At 65.5% G+C, this 20,026-nt stretch carries 21 protein-coding genes; 12 read left to right on the forward strand and 9 right to left on the reverse strand.

Annotated features, from left to right (window positions below):
- Positions 1-7: 7 nt before the first annotated feature.
- The 3 genes from kdpA to VFG17_RS05640 form a co-directional block, all read right to left on the reverse strand.
- Positions 8-1,711, reverse strand: coding sequence for a potassium-transporting ATPase subunit KdpA (gene kdpA / locus VFG17_RS05630; RefSeq protein WP_325028484.1), 1,704 nt, complete (start codon positions 1,709-1,711; stop codon positions 8-10).
- A gap of 12 nt (positions 1,712-1,723) precedes the next feature.
- The gene (gene kdpF, locus VFG17_RS05635; RefSeq protein WP_325028485.1) at positions 1,724-1,813 is read right to left on the reverse strand and encodes a K(+)-transporting ATPase subunit F; all 90 of its coding nucleotides are present in this window, start codon (positions 1,811-1,813) and stop codon (positions 1,724-1,726) included.
- A 251-nt stretch (positions 1,814-2,064) separates the two neighbouring features.
- Complete coding sequence (locus VFG17_RS05640) at positions 2,065-3,432, reverse strand: MFS transporter (protein WP_325028486.1); 1,368 nt, start codon at positions 3,430-3,432, stop codon at positions 2,065-2,067.
- A gap of 165 nt (positions 3,433-3,597) precedes the next feature.
- On the opposite strand from VFG17_RS05640, the gene VFG17_RS05645 reads away from it, so the two are divergent.
- Entirely contained in the window at positions 3,598-5,784 is a 2,187-nt protein-coding gene (locus tag VFG17_RS05645; protein WP_325028487.1) for a TonB-dependent receptor, read from the forward strand.
- 59 nt (positions 5,785-5,843) lie between these two features.
- Positions 5,844-6,317, forward strand: coding sequence for a DUF3237 domain-containing protein (locus VFG17_RS05650; protein ID WP_325028488.1), 474 nt, complete (start codon positions 5,844-5,846; stop codon positions 6,315-6,317).
- Between the two features lie 65 nt (positions 6,318-6,382).
- Here the strand turns inward: VFG17_RS05650 and VFG17_RS05655 are convergent, their stop codons facing one another.
- The 3 genes from VFG17_RS05655 to purT form a co-directional block, all read right to left on the reverse strand.
- Positions 6,383-6,739 (reverse strand): hypothetical protein, encoded by a 357-nt coding sequence (locus tag VFG17_RS05655; protein ID WP_325028489.1) that lies wholly within the window; start codon positions 6,737-6,739, stop codon positions 6,383-6,385.
- A gap of 31 nt (positions 6,740-6,770) precedes the next feature.
- Positions 6,771-7,319: a hypothetical protein gene (locus tag VFG17_RS05660; protein ID WP_325028490.1), complete on the reverse strand. Its 549-nt coding sequence runs from the start codon at positions 7,317-7,319 to the stop codon at positions 6,771-6,773.
- Positions 7,320-7,438: 119 nt separating this feature from the next.
- Positions 7,439-8,617, reverse strand: coding sequence for a formate-dependent phosphoribosylglycinamide formyltransferase (gene purT, locus VFG17_RS05665; RefSeq protein ID WP_325028491.1), 1,179 nt, complete (start codon positions 8,615-8,617; stop codon positions 7,439-7,441).
- Between the two features lie 121 nt (positions 8,618-8,738).
- On the opposite strand from purT, the gene VFG17_RS05670 reads away from it, so the two are divergent.
- From VFG17_RS05670 to ahpF, 5 genes are all read left to right on the forward strand, one after another.
- The gene (locus tag VFG17_RS05670; RefSeq protein WP_325028492.1) at positions 8,739-9,170 is read left to right on the forward strand and encodes a nuclear transport factor 2 family protein; all 432 of its coding nucleotides are present in this window, start codon (positions 8,739-8,741) and stop codon (positions 9,168-9,170) included.
- Positions 9,171-9,225: 55 nt separating this feature from the next.
- Entirely contained in the window at positions 9,226-9,948 is a 723-nt protein-coding gene (locus VFG17_RS05675; RefSeq protein WP_325028493.1) for an AraC family transcriptional regulator, read from the forward strand.
- A 59-nt stretch (positions 9,949-10,007) separates the two neighbouring features.
- Positions 10,008-10,283, forward strand: a complete 276-nt coding sequence (locus tag VFG17_RS05680) for a hypothetical protein (RefSeq protein WP_325028494.1) — start codon at positions 10,008-10,010, stop codon at positions 10,281-10,283.
- Between the two features lie 145 nt (positions 10,284-10,428).
- On the forward strand, positions 10,429-10,992 hold the full coding sequence (ahpC, locus tag VFG17_RS05685) for an alkyl hydroperoxide reductase subunit C (RefSeq protein WP_325028495.1): 564 nt from the start codon (positions 10,429-10,431) through the stop codon (positions 10,990-10,992).
- Positions 10,993-11,121: 129 nt separating this feature from the next.
- Positions 11,122-12,678 carry an alkyl hydroperoxide reductase subunit F gene (ahpF, locus tag VFG17_RS05690; RefSeq protein ID WP_325029083.1) on the forward strand — a complete coding sequence of 519 codons (1,557 nt, stop codon included), beginning with the start codon at positions 11,122-11,124 and terminating at the stop codon, positions 12,676-12,678.
- 15 nt (positions 12,679-12,693) lie between these two features.
- Here the strand turns inward: ahpF and VFG17_RS05695 are convergent, their stop codons facing one another.
- On the reverse strand, positions 12,694-13,176 hold the full coding sequence (locus VFG17_RS05695) for a GFA family protein (RefSeq protein ID WP_325028496.1): 483 nt from the start codon (positions 13,174-13,176) through the stop codon (positions 12,694-12,696).
- A gap of 86 nt (positions 13,177-13,262) precedes the next feature.
- Entirely contained in the window at positions 13,263-13,967 is a 705-nt protein-coding gene (locus VFG17_RS05700; RefSeq protein ID WP_325028497.1) for a glutathione S-transferase family protein, read from the reverse strand.
- Between the two features lie 147 nt (positions 13,968-14,114).
- Here VFG17_RS05700 and VFG17_RS05705 point away from each other — a divergent pair, with 147 nt between their 5' ends.
- From VFG17_RS05705 to VFG17_RS05725, 5 genes are all read left to right on the forward strand, one after another.
- Positions 14,115-14,417, forward strand: a complete 303-nt coding sequence (locus tag VFG17_RS05705) for a helix-turn-helix domain-containing protein (protein ID WP_325028498.1) — start codon at positions 14,115-14,117, stop codon at positions 14,415-14,417.
- Positions 14,414-14,869: an AAC(3)-I family aminoglycoside N-acetyltransferase gene (locus VFG17_RS05710; RefSeq protein WP_325028499.1), complete on the forward strand. Its 456-nt coding sequence runs from the start codon at positions 14,414-14,416 to the stop codon at positions 14,867-14,869. The genes VFG17_RS05705 and VFG17_RS05710 overlap by 4 nt, the downstream gene beginning before the upstream one ends.
- A gap of 62 nt (positions 14,870-14,931) precedes the next feature.
- Positions 14,932-17,742 carry a DNA polymerase I gene (gene polA / locus VFG17_RS05715; protein WP_325028500.1) on the forward strand — a complete coding sequence of 937 codons (2,811 nt, stop codon included), beginning with the start codon at positions 14,932-14,934 and terminating at the stop codon, positions 17,740-17,742.
- Complete coding sequence (locus VFG17_RS05720) at positions 17,739-18,248, forward strand: hypothetical protein (protein ID WP_325028501.1); 510 nt, start codon at positions 17,739-17,741, stop codon at positions 18,246-18,248. Before polA ends, VFG17_RS05720 begins: the two co-directional genes overlap by 4 nt.
- A 118-nt stretch (positions 18,249-18,366) precedes the next feature.
- The gene (locus VFG17_RS05725; RefSeq protein ID WP_325028502.1) at positions 18,367-19,041 is read left to right on the forward strand and encodes a CDP-alcohol phosphatidyltransferase family protein; all 675 of its coding nucleotides are present in this window, start codon (positions 18,367-18,369) and stop codon (positions 19,039-19,041) included.
- A 29-nt stretch (positions 19,042-19,070) separates the two neighbouring features.
- On the opposite strand, the gene VFG17_RS05730 is transcribed toward VFG17_RS05725, so the two are convergent.
- Positions 19,071-19,964 carry a prephenate dehydratase gene (locus tag VFG17_RS05730; RefSeq protein WP_325028503.1) on the reverse strand — a complete coding sequence of 298 codons (894 nt, stop codon included), beginning with the start codon at positions 19,962-19,964 and terminating at the stop codon, positions 19,071-19,073.
- Positions 19,965-20,026 lie beyond the last annotated feature (62 nt).

The following is a 20,026-nucleotide window of genomic DNA, read 5'->3' on the forward strand; positions in this document are numbered from 1 at the left end:
TTAATCCTTAGAAGAGCTGGCCGCGGATCATCGCGAGGTGATCGGCGATCGGACCGAGCGCGAGGCCGGGAAGGAAAGTCAGGCCGCCGACGATCAGCACGATGCCGACGAGCAAGCCCGTCCACAGCGGCCCGGTGGTCGGGAAGCTGCCCGCCGTTGCCGGCGTATATTTCTTCGCCGCCAGACTGCCCGCGATGGCCAGCATGGGAATGATGATGAAGAAGCGACCGAGCCACATCGCGGCACCGAGCATCCCGTTGTAGAAGGGCGTGCCCGCGGTCAGGCCCGCAAAGGCCGACCCGTTGTTCGCGACCGCGCTCGTGAAACCATAGAGGATTTCCGAAAAGCCGTGCGGCCCCTTGTTGAGCGGCCCCGCCAGCCCCGCCTCGGTGACCGACGCGATCGCCGTGCCGCCGAGAATGATCAGCGGCAGCACCGCGATCGCAAGCACAGCGAGCTTGACCTCGCGCGCCTCGATCTTCTTGCCGACATATTCGGGGGTGCGCCCGACCATCAACCCCGCGACGAACACCGCGAGGATGGCGAACAGCAGGAAACCGTAAATGCCCGCGCCGACGCCGCCGATGACGACTTCGCCAAGCTGCATGTTGAACAGCGAGATCATGCCGCCGAGCGCGGTAAAGCTGTCGTGCATCGCGTTGACCGCGCCGCACGAGGCGGCGGTGGTGACGGCGGCGAACAGCGACGAGGCGGCGATGCCGAAGCGGACCTCCTTGCCCTCCATATTGCCGCCGGCGACGCCGAGCTGGTGGAGGATCGGGTTACCGGTCGCTTCCTGCCAATAGACGACGCTGACGCCCGCGAGGAAGATGGTGAGCATCGCGGCGAGGATCGCCCAACCCTGGCGCTGGTTGCCGACTGCGCGGCCAAAGGTCCAGGTCAGGCCGAAACCGATCGCGAAGATCGAGAGCATCTGGACGAGGTTGGTAACCGCGTTCGGATTTTCGAACGGATGCGCCGAATTGGCGTTGAAGAAGCCGCCGCCGTTGGTGCCGAGCATCTTGATCGCTTCCTGCGACGCGACGGGGCCAAGCGCGAGCGTCTGTTTGACGCCTTCGAGCGTCGACACCTCGACCGAACCCGCGAGCGTCTGCGGCACGCCGTTCGCGATCAGGAAGATCGCATAGACGATGCAGATGGGCAGCAGCAGGTAGAGCGTGACCCGCGTCATGTCGGCCCAGAAATTGCCGAGCGTCGCGGCGCTGCGCCGCGCGAACCCGCGAAAGAAAGCGAAAGCGAGCGCAATGCCCGTCGCCGCCGACAGGAAGTTCTGGATCGTCAGGCCGAGCATCTGACTGAGGTTCGACAGCGTCGCCTCGCCCGAATACCATTGCCAGTTGGTGTTGGTCGTAAAGCTGATCGCGGTGTTGAACGCGCCATCGGCGCCGACCGCCTCGTAACCCAGCGGATTGAGCGGAAGCACGCCCTGCAAGCGCAGCACCGCATAGGTGAAGAGCAGCAATGCGAAATTGAAGATCAGCATATGGACCGCGTAGCGGCGCCACCCCTGCTCCTCGTTCGGGTCGATGCCCGACAGGCGGTAAAAGCCCGCCTCGACCGGCCCGAGCAGGCGGTGGAGCGGGGTTCGCTGGCCGTCATAGAGCGCGAAGAGCCAGCGGCCCATCGGCTTGGTGATCGCGAGCAAAAGCCCGACGAAAACGATGATGAGAAGCCATCCCTGAAAGGTCATGGCGCGCCTCCCCTAAAAGCGTTCGGGCCGTGCGAGCACGGCGACGAGATAGACGAGAAGGCCAAGCGCGGTGGCGCCCGCGAGCCATAGGTCGAGAGTCATGACATCACCTCACGCGTCGTCGCAAAGGCGCGCATAGCCGAGGCTTGTCGCCAGAAGCGCGAGGATGATGCCGATCCAGAGAAGATCCTGCATGATTTGCTCCAGCAAGGCGCCCGCCACAAAGGTGACGCGGGTCGTCTGCGGAGCATCAATTAGAATAGGCGCGCGTTTGAATTCGAGAGAGTGAAATCAGCCCTCGCATAGTGTTTGCATATGATTTTGCGAAAACCGGCGTCGGCCGTGGCGTTCCGTCAACTCCGGGCCAGTTCGCGCGCATACCCCTTGAACCCCCATGTCAGGATGATTGCGGCGAGCGGGAAAGCGGCCGCTGCGACGACGGCGATCGAATAGCGCAGCGCGGATTCGTCCTGGAATAAATTGTCGGTCAGCAAAGCGATCAGCATCGGACCGAAGCCGAGGCCGACCAGATTGACGACAAAGAAATAGATCGCGGTCATCCGCGCGCGATATTCGTTCGGCGTGATCAGCTGCAAGGCAACGCCGCCGACCCCGTGCATCGTCAGACACGGAAAGGCCAACGCCAGCATCGCGAACGCCAGCGCCGGGTCGGGCATCAGAGCCATCGCCGTCAAGGGCGGGCCGCCGAGCAGGATCGACAGGCGCATCACCCGCAAATGCGCGTCACCCACCCCCTTGGCGAACAATCGGTCGGCGAGCGCGCCACCCGCGATCAACCCGAAGGCGCCGCCGACCGCCATGATGACGCCGAACCACAGACCCGCTTGCGCAACGTCCATGCCGTAGCTGCGCGCGAAGAAGGTCGGTATCCACGCGATCGCGCCATACATGACGAGACCGATCAGCGACATGCCGCCGAACAGCGCGCCCAGCGCCGCCCGCTGTCCCCCGATGTGCGCGACAAGACCGGGCGCGCCGGCGGCCGGCACATCCGGCGTGACAGCGGCCGCCCGTCGCCCGCGACGAAGAGGCTCGCGCACGGTCAGCATGAGCAGCGCGACCAATATCCCCGGCGCCGCCACCCAGACGAAAATCAACCGCCACGCATCCATCGGACCATAGAAGGGGACATCGACCGTCGGCGCGGCAAGCACCGCCTGAACGACGAAGGAGCCGAGGATCATCGCCACGCCCGAACCCAGCGGCACGCCGATCGAATAGACCGCCATCGCGCGCGCCAGCCGGTCGCGCGGAAAATAGTCGCTGAGCATCGAATAGGCGGCGGGCGAAAGCGTCGCCTCGCCCACACCGACGCCCATGCGCGCGGCGAAGAGCGACGCATAGCTTCCCGCAAAGCCGCAGCCCGCCGTCATCACACTCCACACCGCGATCCCCGCGACGATGAGGTTCCGGCGGTTATAGCGGTCGGCGATCCATGCGAGCGGCAAGCCGAGCAACGTATAGAAAAGCGCGAAGGCCAGTCCGATGAGCAGGCTGACCTGCGTGTCCGAGATATCGAGCGCGGCGCGGATCGGCGCGACGAGCAGGCTGAGGATCATGCGGTCGACGAACGACAGCGTATAGGCCAGCAACAATATCGCGACGACATACCAGCTGTACGCTGGCCGCGGCCAAGGCGGATCTTTCGATTGCGTTTTCGCCTGCCCGGCGGTGCCGCCGTCTGCCCGCTCCGTCGCCATATCCACTCCCGGTTTCGCTTCGACCGCCGCCCCCCTTGCACCGGAAGGCGTGCTGATATATTAAGCATATACTTAGATAACTAAGTATTTTGTATTCGCAGTCAAGCAGGAACAGGCACGCACGACAACGGAAAAACGAATCGAAAATAAATGGGAGAGCGAGACATGGCCGGAAAGATACTGAACCCCTCGTCGCGGCTGCTGGCGGGCATCGTCCTGCTGACCATGCCTGCCGTCGCCACGGCACAGGATGCCGCGGAGAATAGCGACGGCGATATCATCGTCACCGCGCAGCGACAGGAGCAGAAGCTGCAGGACGTCCCGGTGTCGGTCACCGCCTTCGGTGCGGAACAGCTTCGCGCGAACAATATCGAGACCGTCGCCGACATCGCGCTCCGCACCCCGGGACTGGCCGCGAGCGCCGTCGATCCCATCAACACCAATTTCGCGATGCGCGGCATCGGCAGCGCGCCGGGCATCAGCCAGAATGCCGGCGGCGACCCGTCGGTCGTCGTCTTCGTCGACGGGGTCTATGCGGGCCGCGGCAGCACCCCCGACCTCGACGCCCTCGACCTCGAACGCGTCGAGGTTCTGCGCGGCCCGCAAGGCACATTATTCGGCAAAAATGCCATCGGCGGGCTGATCCAGTTCGTCAGCCGCAAGCCGTCAGCCGACACCAGCTTCTATTTCGAGGGCACGTACGGCAATTACGACCGCGTCGGCGTCGTCGCGCGCGGCAATATGGCGCTCACCGATAAAATCTATCTGTCGGCGGGCCTCTCGCACAAGCAACGCGACGGTTTCGAATATAACGAGACGACGGGGAACGACGTCAACGATCTGAACCTGACGACGGGACGCCTCGCCTTGCGGCTGATGCCGACCGACACGCTCGACATCATACTCCGCGCCGACGTTTCGCGGCAGGACCAAAAGGGCAATCCACGTCACAATAATTGCGACGCCAGTTTCAACGGCGGCGTCCACTGCGTCGGCATCAACCCCGATCCGCGCGTGGTGAACGCCTATATCGACGGCATGATCAAGCGGACGATCCAGTCCTATTCGGCCGAGATCAACCTCGACCTGCCCTTCGGCACGCTCACCTCGCTGACCGCGCTCCGCAAGGTCGATTTCCAGTTCGAAACGCCCTTTTTCAGCAATCCGGTCAATCCGCCGAGCCAGATCGAATCGACCGATTTCGGCGACGAGGACAACAAGCAGTTCAGCCAGGAATTTCGGCTGGCGTTCGATGCGTTCGACGGCCGGCTGAACGGCCAGACGGGCCTATATTACCTGAAGGAGGACACCGATCGCATTCAGGGACAGATCCAGGATTTCGCGACGCCCGCGATCAGCGGCATCGGCATATTTCCGCAGTCGGTCAACGCGCGCAGCTTCGCGATCTTCGGCCAGCTCGACTACGAAATCGTCCCGTCGCTGACCGCCACGTTGGGCGCGCGAATGACTTGGGAGAAAAAGAGCGGCCGGTTCGCGGGCTACAAGGGCGACGACGGCCCCGGCGTGCCGCCCCCGCTCGGCACGCCGGCCGGCTATGACGTCACCGCGAGCCAGAAATGGAAAGCCTTTACTCCGCGGTTCGCCTTGAACTGGAAGGCGACCGACGATGTGTTGCTCTATGCGTCGGCGGCGCGCGGTTACAAGAGCGGGGGGTTCCAAGGCCTTTCAGGCACGGCGGCGGGCGCATCTACCCCCTATGACCCCGAATTCGCCTGGGGTTACGAGGTCGGTGCCAAGACCGAATGGTTCGACCGGCGACTGCGGTTCAATGTCGCCTTGTTCCAGACCGATTATTCGGATCTTCAAGTGTCGCAGCTCGTCCCGCTCTGCTGCGTCGTCGTCAGCAACGCGGCGAAGGCGAAGATCAAGGGCGCCGAGGTCGAAGTCCTCGCGCGCCCGTTCGAAGGCTTCCAGCTCGACGGCAGCTATGCCTGGCTCGACGCGAAGTTCACCGAATATTCGATCCCCGGCCAGGCCTATACCGGCAATCGCCTGCCCCGATCGCCGAAGAACAAGTTCAATATCGGCGGCCAGTATGAGGCGCCGATCGGCGATTTGTCGGCAAAGCTCCGGGTCGACTACAGCTGGGTCGACGACGCCTTTTTCGAAGCGTCGAACATCCCGCAGCAATTGTGGCCGAGCCACGAGAATCTCGACGCGCGCCTGTCGATCGCGGGCCCCGACGAACGGTGGGAGCTTTCGCTGTGGGGCAAGAACCTCACCGACGAGCTGGTTCCGACCTATGTCACCTATTTCGGCCCATACCGCCAGATACTGACGCCCTATGCGCCGCCGCGCACCTATGGCGTCACCATGGCATTCAAGATCTGATCCGCGGCGCGGCGGGGAGGATTCCCCGCCGCGCCCTCCCCCATTCAACGAAAGGATTGATGATGGACCAGCCCGAGTTCCGCTACCTCTGCTCCTATCGCGCCGCTTTCACCGAGCCACAGCAGCAGATCGGCACCGCGCATTTCGGCCGCCGCATGATCGCCGCGCTGACCGGCGGCGAAGTCGAGGGCGAACGGCTGCGCGGCCGCGTCATGCCGAGCGGCGGCGACTGGGCGACGATCGACGACAAGGACACGCTGCGCCTCGACGCGCGGATCACCTTCGAAACGCACGACGGGGCGCTGATCTATATATCCTATCGCGGTGTGCTGCGGCCGCTGTCGGTGGCGCATCGGCATGCCCGAAACGGTGGGCCGCAAACGGCGGCCGAGCGCAAGGAAATCTATTTCCGCACGACCCCGATGTTCGAAACCGGCGACGCGCGATATTCCTGGCTCAACGACATCGTCGCGGTCGGGCTCGGCGCGAGCGTCGGCGGAGCCGTCCGCTACGATGTTTTCGAGCTTCTCTAGGCGGATCGGCTTCCGGTCACCGACGGTTGCGAGCGCCGAAAGCAAAGCCGGCGAGCGGCCCCCGCTCAGATCGGCGAATGCTGATGCAATACCAGCTTCCAGCCGTTCGGTCGCCGCACATAGGCCGAACTGACCAGCGCGGCATAGGGTTCGCCGTCGGCGCGCGTCACATCCGCGCGGTAGCTTATGATCGCAAAATCGTCGTCGCCGTGCAGAAACTGGCGATTCGCCATGGTCAGGTCACGCCAACGGTTGGCGTTGGTGGCGGTCGCCGCCACCTCCTCGCGCGAATGCACGCCGTGCATCTCGCCCGCCTGCGGAAAGGCGAGCAGGCACTGGGCATCGACATGATTCAGGAAATGCTCTTGCCCGTCGAGCCAGAATCCCTGCTCGATGTCGTAAAGCTCCTCTTCGAGCGCCATATCATTCTCCTTCCAGCCAGGCGCGCGGGGGTCAACCGCCCTTCTTCTGCGCCCGCGCAGACCTGACGCCCGCCAGAAACTGCTCTTCATTGACCTTCACCGCCAATCCCTTCTTCGACATGAAAAAGGCGGCGCGCGGCATGGTGATATTGCCTTCGCTGGTCGTCAGCACCGCGCCCTGCGGCGCCATCGCCGTGACCTTGCCCAGCACCGCGGCGCCGTCAGCGCTCCGCACCTCGGCGCCTGGTTTCAAGACGCCGTCGACCGCCGCCGCATCGGCCTCGGCCTGCTTCAGTACCGCGACGATCTTCGCCTTGGGCGCTTTGAGCGCCGGGCCCTTGGCGCCCTTCACAAAAGCCTTCTTGGGGACGACCAGCCCATTGCCGTCGATCGACACCGCAACCCTGTCTCCCGATACTTTGGCGATCCGGCCGACTTCCTCGCCATTCTGGTCATAGACCTTGGCCCCGGTGACGAGCGACGCGGCGGGCGCCGCCTCCTGCGCCTGCGCGGCGGGGCCGGCGAGCGGGATCGCGCTCGCCAGACACAGCGCGGCGACGCGGCCGAAGAATTTGGGCATGAAATGCTCCTGTCGAACAAATATGTCCGCCCGTGCCGCATCGCGCGACACCACGCCAAATGCGATGTTGCCCGGCCGTGCAACGGACACGGCGAGCCGACGGTCGCCAGGGTCAGGACCTAGCGGTAGTCGATCACCAGTTTATCCGCCGCCGCGACGGCGGCGGCGCGCGCGTCGTCGGTGGTGCCGCCAGCGACCTTGGCCAATGCGACCCCCATGCGGCGCCAAGGCCGCGTCACCGGTTTGCCGAAGATGCGGACATCGACCGAGGTTTCGGCGTTCGGTGTCGCCAATGCGTCGGCGAGCCCCGTGATTGCGAAATCGGACGTGTCGCGGTCGGCGAGGAGCACGGCACTGGCGCTCGCGTCGGGAACCGCGATGGAGGGGATCGGCAGGCCGAGAATCGCGCGCGCGTGAAGATCGAATTCGGAGAGCGATTGCGAGATCAGCGTCACCATGCCGGTGTCGTGCGGGCGTGGGCTGAGTTCGGAGAAGATGACCGCGTCGCCCTTCACGAAAAATTCGACCCCGAAAATGCCGTGGCCGCCGAGCGCGTCGACGACCTTGGTTGCCATATCCTGCGCCGCGGTCAGCGCCGCGTCCGACATCGCGGCGGGCTGCCAGCTTTCGCGATAATCGCCGCGTTCCTGCCGGTGACCGATCGGCGGACAGAAAGAAACGCCGGCCTTGTGCCGCACGGTGAGCAGCGTGATTTCGTAATCGAAATCGATGAACGCCTCGGCGATCACGCGCAGCCGGTCGCCGCGCATCCCGGCGGCGGCATAGTCCCACGCCGCATCGACCCCGGCGGCATCTTTCACCGTGCTCTGGCCTTTGCCCGACGAGGACATCACGGGTTTGACGACCAGCGGGAAGCCGATGCGCTCGGCGGCGGCGCGCAATTCCTCGCGCGTCTCGGCATATTCGAAGGTCGACGTGGTGAGCTTAAGCTCGCTCGCCGCAAGGTCGCGAATCGCGTCGCGGTTCATCGTCAGCTGCGCCGCGCGCGCCGAGGGAACGACGTGGAAACCTTCGGCCTCGACCTCGGCGAGAATCTCGGTGCGGATCGCCTCGACTTCGGGGACGATATGGTCGGGGCGATGCTTTTCGATCGCGGCGCGCAGCGCGTCGCCGTCGAGCATCGAAAAAACCTCATATTCGTCGGCGACCTGCATCGCCGGGGCGGCGGCATAGCTGTCGCAGGCGACGACGTGACAGCCGAGGCGCTTCGCCGAAATCACGAATTCGCGGCCGAGTTCGCCCGAGCCGAGGAGGAGAATCTTTGCGGTGGGGGTCATGGGGCAGCTCCGAATCTGAAGCGCCTCCACAGCCGATATTGGGCCGAGGCGCAATGCACGTTTGTTCAACGCGATCGGGGTGGCGGCTGATAATCTCCTCGCTAAACGAAGGGAGAGACACATGACCGCTACGACCGAGATCGCGCGCCCGCTGCCGACCGAAGCGCTGTTCGACCGCTATCATGTCGGGTGGGAAACGAAGGACCCCGACCTCATCGCCTCGCTCCATTCGGAGGATAGCGTCTTCGCGCTCCGCGACGGCACCGAGCCCGTGGTCGGCCGCGAAAGGCTGCGCGAACATTGCCGCCAATTGTTCGCGACCTTCGATTTTTCGATGGAGATGGGACGCCGTCTTTTTGGTGCGGACCATTGGGTGTTCGAGTGGACGATGCTGCTGTCGCTGCGCGAGCCCGGCGGAGCGCCCTTCGTCGCCCGCGTTGGAATGCTCGACGTCGTCACGGTGAACGACGCGGGCGAGGTCACGCGCAAGGACGTCCATCCGAACGGGCGCGAGATGCACGCCGCCTTCGTCCGCGCGGGAATCGACCGCTGATCCCGCCGACCGGCGGCGCTTGCGCCGGGCGCCGAAGCCCGGGATAATCGCCGCGATGCCCGACCCGCTTTCGCCTTTCCGGAATTCGCTGCTCCCGGTCGGCGTCCGTTCGCTCGCGCCGCACGCCAACCCCGTCGTCTGCGTGCTCGCGGGGCGCGGCGGCAGCCTGCGGCTCGAACAGGACGAGATGCGCGTCGAGGGCGAGATGTTGCTCGTTCGTCCCGGTATCGTGCATGCGGTCACGCTGCCCGCGCGCGGTGCCGACGTGCTCTATCTCAGCGGGCTCGTCTTTCCTTTCGAAACTCCGCTGGCGCAGCCACTTATGAGAGGTCTCGGCTATCTGACGCAGGACGCGCTCGGCGGCGGGAAGGATGCGATCGACGCGCTGCGCGCCCGCCTCGCGGCGCGGGCCGATACGCTGCCAGCGGTCATGGCGGCCGTCGAAGCGATCTACGCCGACCCGATGCGCCGCATGCCGCAGACCGAGCTGGCGCAGCGTTTAAGCCTCGAACGCACGCAGGCGCTGCGCTGTTTCAAGGCGGCGACCGGACAGGCCTTTCGCGAATTTAAGCTCTGGTCCGCGCTCCAGCATGCCGCCGAACAGATGCGCGACGGCGCGCTCGTGCGCACTGCGGCGATGGATGCGGGGTTCGCCGATACCGCGCATCTCTCGCGCGCATTCCGTCGCCTTTTCGGGCTGACGCCCAGCGCGGCGATCGCCGGCCTCGACCTGACCCCGCCCGCCGGACGGGCGCTTCGCACCGCGACGCTTATGTGATAGCCTCCTCCCGACGCTGCGTAACAGCCATGAGGTTGATTATGACGGACGATTGGCGAGTGGATGACCTGGCGCTGTGCATCAGCCGACACGAGCGTTACCCGCCCGAGGTGCGCCCGGGTGCCGTCTTCACGGTGCGCACGGTGTGGACCGACATGCCCGACCTTGTCGGGGGGCAATCGGGAACCGCGCTGAAGTTCCGCGACGTCCCCGATCTCGGCCCGCGCGCCGCCTATTGCGCGCGCCGTTTTCGCAAGATCACACCGGGAGCCCCCGACGCCTTCGACGCCGAGGTGATCGATCTGCTCGCGGGCGCGAAGGATATTTGCCGCTGATCGCGCTTTTGCGCGAACTTCGCGCTTTGATCGATTAAACCGATAAGTGTGCCCGGAAAATTGGGGTTGAGTGCGTGCGCCCGTCCTTATAGCTGGCGCCCTGCAAATCATTTTGCAGTGCAGCAAACAAAGGAAACACTCTCCCATGGGTATCATCGGAAGCTCGATCAAGCCGTTCAACGCCACCTCGTACCATCAGGGCAAGTTCGTCCCCGTGTCGGACGCCGACACCAAGGGCAAGTGGGGCGTTTTCTTCTTCTATCCGGCCGACTTCACCTTCGTCTGCCCGACCGAGCTCGAAGACCTCGCCGACCAGTATGAAACGCTGAAGGGCCTCGATGTCGAAGTCTATGCCGTGTCGACCGACACGCATTTCAGCCACAAGGCATGGCACGACAGCTCGCCGGCGATCGGCAAGATCAACTATCACATGCTCGGCGACCAGAACCACGTCCTCGCCAATAATTTCGGCGTGCTGCGTGAAGATTCGGGCCTCGCCGACCGCGCCACCTTCGTCGTCGATCCCGACGGCGTGATCCAGGTGATGGAAATCACCAGCGAAGGCGTCGGCCGCAACGCCGAGGAACTGGTCCGCAAGATCAAGGCCGCGGTCTATGTCCGCGCCAACCCCGGCCAAGTCTGCCCGGCGAAGTGGGAAGAGGGCGCCGAAACGCTCGCGCCCTCGATCGAACTCGTCGGCAAGATCTAAGCCGACCTATTTGCGAGGACCGGGCGGGCAGTGCTCGCCCGGTCATAGCACCCCGCAAAACATGAGAATTTCCGACGCCGTTCCCCGCGGCGAACCCTTGCCCCTGTCCGAAAGGCTCTCCCCATGCCGATGCTCGACGCCAATACAACCGCCCAGCTCAAAACCTATCTCGGCAACCTCCGCCGCCCGATCGAGCTGGTCGCGAGCCTCGACGCCTCGCCCAAGTCGGCCGAGATGCGCGCGCTGGTCGAGGAAGTCGCGGCGCAATCGGACCTCGTCACCGCGCGTTTCGATGGCGACGATGCGCGGCGCCCGTCGTTCGCGATCCGCGGCGACGAAGGCCGCGCCGAAGCGGTGTTCGCGGGGCTGCCGATGGGGCATGAGTTCACCTCGCTGATCCTCGCGCTACTCCACGTCGGCGGGCACCCGCCGAAAGAAGATGCCGAGCTGCTCGACGCGGTGCGCGCACTCGAAGGCGATTTCACCTTCGAAACCTTCTTCTCGCTGTCGTGCCAGAATTGCCCCGACGTCGTGCAGGCGCTGAACATCATGGCGGCGCTCAACCCGAACGTCCGCCACACCGCGATCGACGGCGCACTGTTCCAGGACGAGGTCGAGCGCCGGCAGGTGATGGCGGTGCCCGCGGTCTTCCTCAACGGCGAACCCTTCGGCCAAGGCCGTATGGACCTCGCGCAGATCGTCGCCAAGCTCGACACCGGCGCGGTGGCGCGCGCCGCCGAAAAGATCGCCGCGAAGGAGCCGTTCGACGTGCTTGTCGTCGGCGGCGGCCCCGGCGGCGCCGCGGCGGCGATCTATGCGGCGCGTAAAGGCATTCGCACCGGCGTCGTCGCCGAACGCTTCGGCGGGCAGGTGCTCGACACGCTGGGGATCGAGAATTTCGTCTCGGTCCAGCACACCGAGGGGCCGAAGCTCGCGGCGCAATTGGAAGCGCATGTGAAGGACTATGACGTCGACGTCATGAATGTGCAGGAAGCCGCCGAACTGATCCCCGGCGGCGCCAATGGCCTGCACGAAGTGAAGCTGAAAAGCGGCGCGAGCGTGAAGGGCAAGACGGTGATCCTGTCGACCGGCGCGCGCTGGCGCCAGATGGGCGTCCCCGGCGAGGCCGAATATCGCAACAAAGGCGTCGCCTATTGCCCGCACTGCGACGGGCCGCTGTTCAAGGGGAAGCGCGTCGCGGTGATCGGCGGCGGCAATTCGGGGGTCGAGGCGGCGATCGACCTTGCGGGGCTGGTCGCGCATGTGACGCTGATCGAGTTCGACGGCGAGCTGCGCGCCGACGCGGTGCTTCAGACCAAGCTGCGCAGCCTGTCCAACGTCACCGTCATCACCTCGGCGCTCACCACCGAAGTGCTCGGCAATGGCGAGAAGGTCGTCGGGTTGCGCTATCGCGATCGCAACAGGGATGAGGAGCATCTCGTCGAGCTGGAAGGCATCTTCGTCCAGATCGGCCTGATCCCGAACACCGAATGGCTCGGCGATGCGGTGGCGCTCAGCGATCGCGGCGAGATCGAGGTCGATGCGCGCGGCGCGACGAGCCAGCCCGGCATCTTTGCGGCGGGCGACGTCACGACGGTGCCCTACAAGCAGATCGTCATCGCGATGGGCGAAGGATCGAAGGCGTCGCTGTCCGCCTTCGATCACCTGATCCGCGCGGGCGTCTGACGCGCTCCGCGCGCTTCAGCGCGGCCATACCTCGGTGTCATGATCGGGATGCTGGTGGTTGCTCGCCTTGATCGCGCCCACCAGGTCGCTCATCACTTCTTCGGTCGTGCCCTCGCCCTTGATCGGCAGGCTTTCGAACAGCGATAGCTGGCCCTCGGTGCCGAACTGGACCCGTGGCGGAAATTGCGACGGGTCGTCGAACGAACCGGTAGTCAGATTGAGGTGCTCGCTCTCGAAATAATCATAGGCGAGCGGCGTTCCGCAGTCGCGGCAGAAGCCGCGCGCGGCCTTGTCCGAGCTGTTGAACCAGGCGGGCGTGCCGCGCGTCCAGCTGATTGCGGCGCGCGGCACGCCGATCAATGCGATGAAGAAATTGCCCGCCGCCTTCTGGCACATGCGGCAATGGCAGATATGCGACGTGTCGAGCACGGCGGTGACGTGAAAGCGCACCGTGCCGCACTGGCAGCCGCCCGAGGCCTGGGTTTCGATCCTGTCCATTGCCGCAGGTTACCAAAGCCGATGCGCGCTCACAATGGCGCGCGGGGAAGCGGTGCGCGACGGCGATGCGCCGCGCACCGGCCCGGTCAGGCACCGTAACGCTCGATGACTTCGGCGAGCGGCACATGGCCGAGGCACTTGGCCCCACCTGCCGCGCTTTCACCACTTTCGAGCGCGGTGGCATAGGCGATCGCGGGATCGGCCTCGAGCCGTGCGCGCAGCGCCGCCAGCTTCGGCCAGCGAACGGGCTCGGCGACCTCGTGGAATTCCAGCCAACGCGCGACGCCGATGAACAGCGCGTCGGCCAGCGTCGGCCGCTCGCCGACCAGATAGGGGGTGTCGCCGACCATTTCCTCGAGCCGGTCGTGGCGCTCGATCACCGCTTCCTTGCCAAATTCACGCAATGACGCCTGCAGCGTCGGGCGCGGCGGGTCCATTTCGAGCGCGACCCACAGCGGGGTGAAGGCGCCGGTGAAGCCGGTGTTGATGAACGCCATGATCTGCCGCATCCGGTCGCCTTCCGCCGACATCGGATCGGGGCTGATCCGCCGTTCGTCGTCGCGCGCGGCGAGCCAGTGCGCGATCGCCATCGTTTCGGTAAGGACCTTGCCCTCGTCGGTGATCAGCGCCGGCGTCTCGTGCCGCGCGTTGATGCGGGCATAGGCGGGCTCGCGCATTTCGCCGAGCATGTCGACGCGGCACAGGCGATAGGGTTTGCCCAGCCATTCGAGGGCCGCGACAAGCCCCATGGAACTTCCCAGCGGGAAGCCATAGATAAGGATCGGTTCCAATATATTGCTCCATCTTCTTCTTGAGGGGGGAGCTGCGCAGCGGTTTCCGATATAGGGCGCCGGGAGCCCGCGTAAATTACGCACCTTTTTGTAACCATGAGGGCGAAGATGAAGGATCTGGTTTCGCGCTGTCCAATCGAGGAGGTGATGCAGCTGTTGAGTGGCCGCTGGCCGACGCTGCTCATCTATTATCTCAGCGACGGGACGAAACGGTTCAGCGACCTGCGCCGCGACAATCCGACGATCTCGCACAAGATGCTGACGCTCGAGTTGCGCAAGCTCGAGGATGCGGGGATCGTCCGGCGGACCGAGTTCGAAGGCTATCCGCGGCGCGTCGAATATGATTTGACGGTGGACGGCGAACGGCTCGTCCCGCTGATCGATGCGCTTGGCGACTGGTGGGATTCGGTCGCCCCTGCACCGGCCGTCGCGGACGCCATCGCACAATGATCGTCCGGCGGCTGGGAACGAGCGACATCGCCGCGGCGCGTGCGCTCAACACCGTCTATGCCGCCGCCTTCGACGATCCCGTCACTTACCGTGCTGACCGGCCCGACGACGCCTGGCTCGCACGCCAGCTCGACCGCGATGAGGTCATCGTGCTGGTGGCCGAGTTGGGCGGTGTCGTCATCGGCGGCCTCACCGCCTATGACCTGCCCAAGCTCGAGGCGGCGCGCAGCGAAATCTATCTTTACGACCTCGCGATCGATGCCGCGCACCGCCGCCGCGGCATCGCCACCGCGCTGATCGCCGAGCTGCAGCATATCGCGGCGGAAACCGGCGCGTGGGCGGTGTTCGTCCAGGCCGATTACGGCGACGATCCGGCAATCGCACTCTATACGAAGCTCGGCGTGCGTGAGGATGTGATGCACTTCGATCTGCCGCCGCAGCCGCGCGCCTGAGAAAGAAGAAAGCGGGAACATCGCGCTAGGCCGTCCGCGCCGCCGCTGCTACACCCCGCGCCATGTCCGAGAAGAATCATCTCTATCTGGTCGATGGCTCCAGCTACATCTTCCGCGCCTATCACCGCCTGCCGCCGCTGACGAACCCCAACGGCGTGCCCGTCGGCGCGGTCTATGGCTATACGACGATGCTGTGGAAGCTCGCGAAGGATCTGCACGACGCCGACGGGCCGACGCACCTCGCGGTGATCCTCGACCATTCGAGCCAGTCGTTCCGCAACGAGATTTACGACCAATATAAGGCGAACCGGCCCGAACCGCCCGAGGATCTGCGCCCGCAATTCCCGCTGATCCGCGACGCGACGCGCGCCTTTTCGCTGCCGTGTATCGAGATGGAGGGCTTCGAGGCCGACGACCTGATCGCGAGCTATGCCGAGGCCGCGGTGCGCGAGGGCTGGGACGTCACGATCGTATCGTCGGACAAGGACCTGATGCAGCTCATCCGGGAGCCCGCCGAAGGACCGCAGGTCGACATGCTCGACACGATGAAGAATGTCCGGCTCGGGCTCGAAGCGGTGAACGAGAAGTTCGGCGTCACCCCCGATCTCGTCGGCGACGTGCTCGCGCTGATGGGCGACAGCGTCGACAACGTCCCCGGCGTCCGCGGCGTCGGCCCGAAGACCGCGACCAAGCTGATCCAGGAATATGGCAATCTGACCGCCGCACTTGACGGGGCCGCGACGATGAAGGCGTCGAAGCTGCGCGACAATCTGATCGAGCATCGCGCAATGGCCGAATTGTCGCGCATCCTCGTCGACCTCAAGCGCGATTGTCCGCTGCCCGACGCGCTCGACGCGCTGAAGCTCGGCGCGATCCCGCCGCTGCCGCTCAAGAGCTTCCTCGACGAGCATGGCTTCCGCTCGCTTTCGGCCAAGCTCGACCTCGGCGGCACGCCCGGCGGTCCGCCGACCCTGCCGCGCGCGAGCGCCGCGACGGCGGCACCCGCCGCGGGCCCCTCGACCCCCACCCTTCCCGTCATGCCGTCGATCGACCGCGCGCTTTACGAGACGGTAACGACGATCGAGGCGCTCGACCGCTGGATCGAGGAAGCGCGCGCCGCGCATGTCGTCGCGATCGATACCGAGACGGCGAGCCTCGACAGCGTCACCGGCACGCTCGTCGGCGTCAGCATGGCGACCGCCCCGGGGCGCGCCTGCTACATCCCGCTCGGCCATGGCGGAACCGACATGTTCGCCGAAAAGCCCGAGCAGGTGCCGCTCGCCGACGCGATCGGACGCCTCCATGCGCTTTTCTCCGACGAGGCGGTGCTCAAGGTCGGGCACAACCTCAAATATGACATCGGCGTGCTCGCGCAGCACGGCATCACCATCGCGCCTTATGACGATACGCTGATGATGAGCTTCGCGCTCGACGCGGGCAAGCATCAGCACGGGCTCGACGAGCTCGCGAAGCTCCACCTCGACCATGTCTGCATCTCGTTCAAGGAAGTGTGCGGGACCGGCAAGTCGCAGATCAGCTTCGCCGAGGTTCCACTCGACCGCGCGACGCAATATGCCGCCGAGGACGCCGAGGTCGCGTGGCGGCTGTGGAAGCTGCTGAAGCTCCGCCTGCCGATCGAGGGCGGCACGCGCGTCTATGAAATGGTCGACCGGCCATTGGCCGCCGTGGTCGAGGGCATGGAGCGCGCCGGCATCATGGTCGACCGCGAATATCTCGCGCGGCTGTCGGGCGAGTTCGCGAACGACATGCTGCGCATGGAGGGCGAAATCCACGGCCTCGCCGGCCAGCCTTTCGCGATCGGCAGCCCCAAGCAGCTCGGCGAAATATTGTTCGACAAGATGGGCCTGAAAGGCGGGCGCAAGGGCAAGTCGGGCGACTGGTCGACCGACCAGAGCGAGCTTGAGCGCCTCGAACGCGACGGCGTGCCGATCGCGCGCAAGATCCTCGAATGGCGGCAGCTTTCGAAGCTGAAGTCGACCTATACCGACGCATTGCAACAGCAGATCAATGCGACCACCGGTCGCGTCCACACCAGCTACAGCCTCGTCGGCGCGCAGACCGGGCGCCTTTCGTCGACCGACCCCAATCTCCAGAATATCCCGATCCGCACCGAGACCGGCCGCCAGATACGCGACGCCTTCATCGCGGCGCCCGGCCATGTTCTCGTCGCCGCCGACTATAGCCAGATCGAACTGCGGCTGGCGGCGCATATGGCCGATGTCCCCGAACTCAAGGAGGCCTTCGCGCAGGGACAGGACATCCATGCCGCGACCGCGATCGAATTGTTCGGCGAGGTCAACCGCGACACGCGCGGCAAGGCGAAGACGGTCAATTTCTCGATCCTCTACGGCATTTCGCGTTGGGGGCTCGCGGGCCGGCTCGAAGTGACACCCGATGAGGCGCAGGCGCTGATCGCGCGCTATTTCGAGCGTTTCCCGGGCATTTCAGACTATATCACCGACACGCTCGATAACGCGCGCGCCAAGGGTTATACCGAGACTTTGTTCGGGCGGAAAACCTGGTTCCCGCGCATCAAGGCCGCGAACCAAAACGAACGCGCTGGCAGCGAACGCGCGGCGATCAACGCGCCGATCCAAGGCACCAGCGCCGACCTGATCAAGCGCGCGATGGCGCGGATGCCGAAAGCATTGGCGGACGCGGGGCTTTCCGACGTCCGCATGCTGCTCCAGGTTCACGACGAGCTGGTGTTCGAAGCGCCCGAGGACAAGGCCGCGGCGGCGGGCGATGTCATCCGCGCGGTGATGTCGGGCGCCGCCGAACCGGCGCTCAAGCTGTCGGTTCCGCTGGAGGTCGAGGTCGGCACGGGCAAGAGCTGGGGCGAAGCGCATTGATCGCCGCGCTGCTGTTCGTCGCGGCGCTCGCCGCCGAACCCGCCGCCGCGCCCCCGGAGACTACCGCCGCCGCGACGCCCGAGCTCGCGCCCCTGTCGCCGATCGCCGATACCGACCTGCGCCAATTCGTCGCGATCGCGGGACGCAAGGTCGCCGGGCGGCCGGTCGAGGGCCCCTATGCGAACGCCGACAAGGTGCTGCTGATCCGTCGCGACGACAAGGGCTATCCGGTCGTGGCGGGGAGCATGGGCTTCCCGGTGCGCCAGTCGCTGCCCGCACCGCCCGCCGGCACGCTCGCCGTCGTCCGGCTGCACCAGCGGTCCGACACGGTCGTTCCCGGCCCGACCGCCGACGATCTCGCCTTCGTGAAGGTGAACAGGCTGCCGCTGTTCGTGATCGGCGAATGGGCGCGCCCCGCGCCGATGTGGGAGGTGGCGTGGGTCGATGGCGCAGTCCGTTTCCGCACGATCGGCGAGGTCGGCGAAATCGGCCCCTGGCGCGATTGACCGGCGCGAAGGCACGTCGCACCGACCGCGTCACCCTTTCACCCGCACAACTTTACCTCTATGACGGATCGATGACATGCGACCGGCACTTTCGTGACGGCCGGAACAAAGGGTCCCCATGAGCAAGTTCGAACCCGTCGCCAAGGCGCCGGTCCGCATCCAGCAGAATATCCTCGCGCGCAGCGAACGCCGTCTGCTCAACTGGCTGTGCGCGCGTCTTCCCGCATGGGTCACCCCCGACCAGCTCACCACGCTGGGGTTCGCCGGCGCGGTGCTCGTCGCGGCGGGCTATCTGCTCAGCTGGTTCGACAGCGAATGGCTCGGCCTGTCGCTCGCCGGCTATATCGTCAACTGGTTCGGCGATTCGCTCGACGGCAGCCTCGCGCGCTGGCGCGGCATCGAACGCCCCAATTACGGCTATTTCGTCGATCACAGCGTCGATGCGATCGCAACGCTGCTGATGATCAGCGCGATTGGCATGAGCCCCTATATGCGGCTCGACGTCGCGCTGATGGGGGTGATCGGCTATTTCCTGCTCTCGATCCACACTTTCATTTCGGCGAAGATCCTCGGCGAATTCCGCCTGTCCTACATGGCGGGCGGGCCGACCGAGCTGCGGCTGATGCTGATGGCGATGACCATTTCGATGCCGATCATCGGCGGGGCCGACATCAAAGGCACCAATTTCTCCGTGTTCGATCTGTTCGCGCTTGTCGTGTCGAGCATCCTCGTCACGCTGTTCATCGTCCAGACGTCGGCGACCGCACGGATGCTCCGCCGCCGGGGCAACTGAGACCGAAGAAACGACGTCGGCGGCCGACCTCAGGGACGCGTCCGCGCCTGTGCATAGGTGCCGAGAAGGCGCAACGACTTGGTCTGGAAACCGAGTTCCTCGAGCGCGCGATCGATCCTTTCGTCGCCGGGAGCACCGACGATGTCGGCATAAAATTTGGTCGCCGCAAAGCTGTCGCCGGTCTGATAGCTTTCGAGCTTGGTCATGTTGACGCCGTTGGTCGCAAATCCGCCGAGCGCCTTGTAGAGCGCGGCCGGGATATTCTTCACTTCGAACATGAAGGTCGTCATCAGCGGGCCGGGTATCGCCGCGACATCGGCGAGCGGTTCGCGCGCCAGCACGACGAAACGCGTCGTATTATGGTCGGCATCCTCCATCCCGATGCCGTGCAGCGTCAGGCCATAGAGTTCGGCCGCGTGCGGCGGCGCGAGCGCGGCGAGGCCGACCTCGTCGCTGTCGGCAACCCACGCCGCCGCGCCCGCGGTATCGCTGTGCGCGACGGGCGCGATATTGTTCGCGCGCAGCCAGTGGCGGCATTGCCCCAAAGCCTGCTCGTGGCTCATCGCGCGCGTCACCGGGCCAAGGTCGCGGCTCATCAGCCCGTAGCGGATCGGCAGAAAATGCTCGCCGACGATCGACAGGCCCGATTCGGGGAGCAGGAAATGGATGTCGGCGACGCGGCCGTGCAGGCTGTTCTCTATCGGGATGATCGCGCGGTCGACGCGACCCTCGCGCACGGCGTCGATCGCATCCTCGAACGCATAGCAGGGCATCGGCAGCGAATTCGGATCATATTCGCGCGCGGCGAGGTCGCTGTTCGCGCCGGGCGCGCCCTGGAACGCCAGCCCGCGTCCGGGCTCGGCGAGCGCCACCGCCCGCATTTCGTCGACCAGATGCTGCGCCGAAGCCGAATAGCTGCCCATCGATTGCCTTCCCAGGGTGGAGCCGCGGCGCATAGCCGCCCCGCCCGCCGCGCGCAACCGGA

Origin of the sequence: Sphingopyxis sp. (genome assembly GCF_035686825.1) — a bacterium.
Taxonomy (GTDB): Bacteria; Pseudomonadota; Alphaproteobacteria; order Sphingomonadales; family Sphingomonadaceae; genus Sphingopyxis.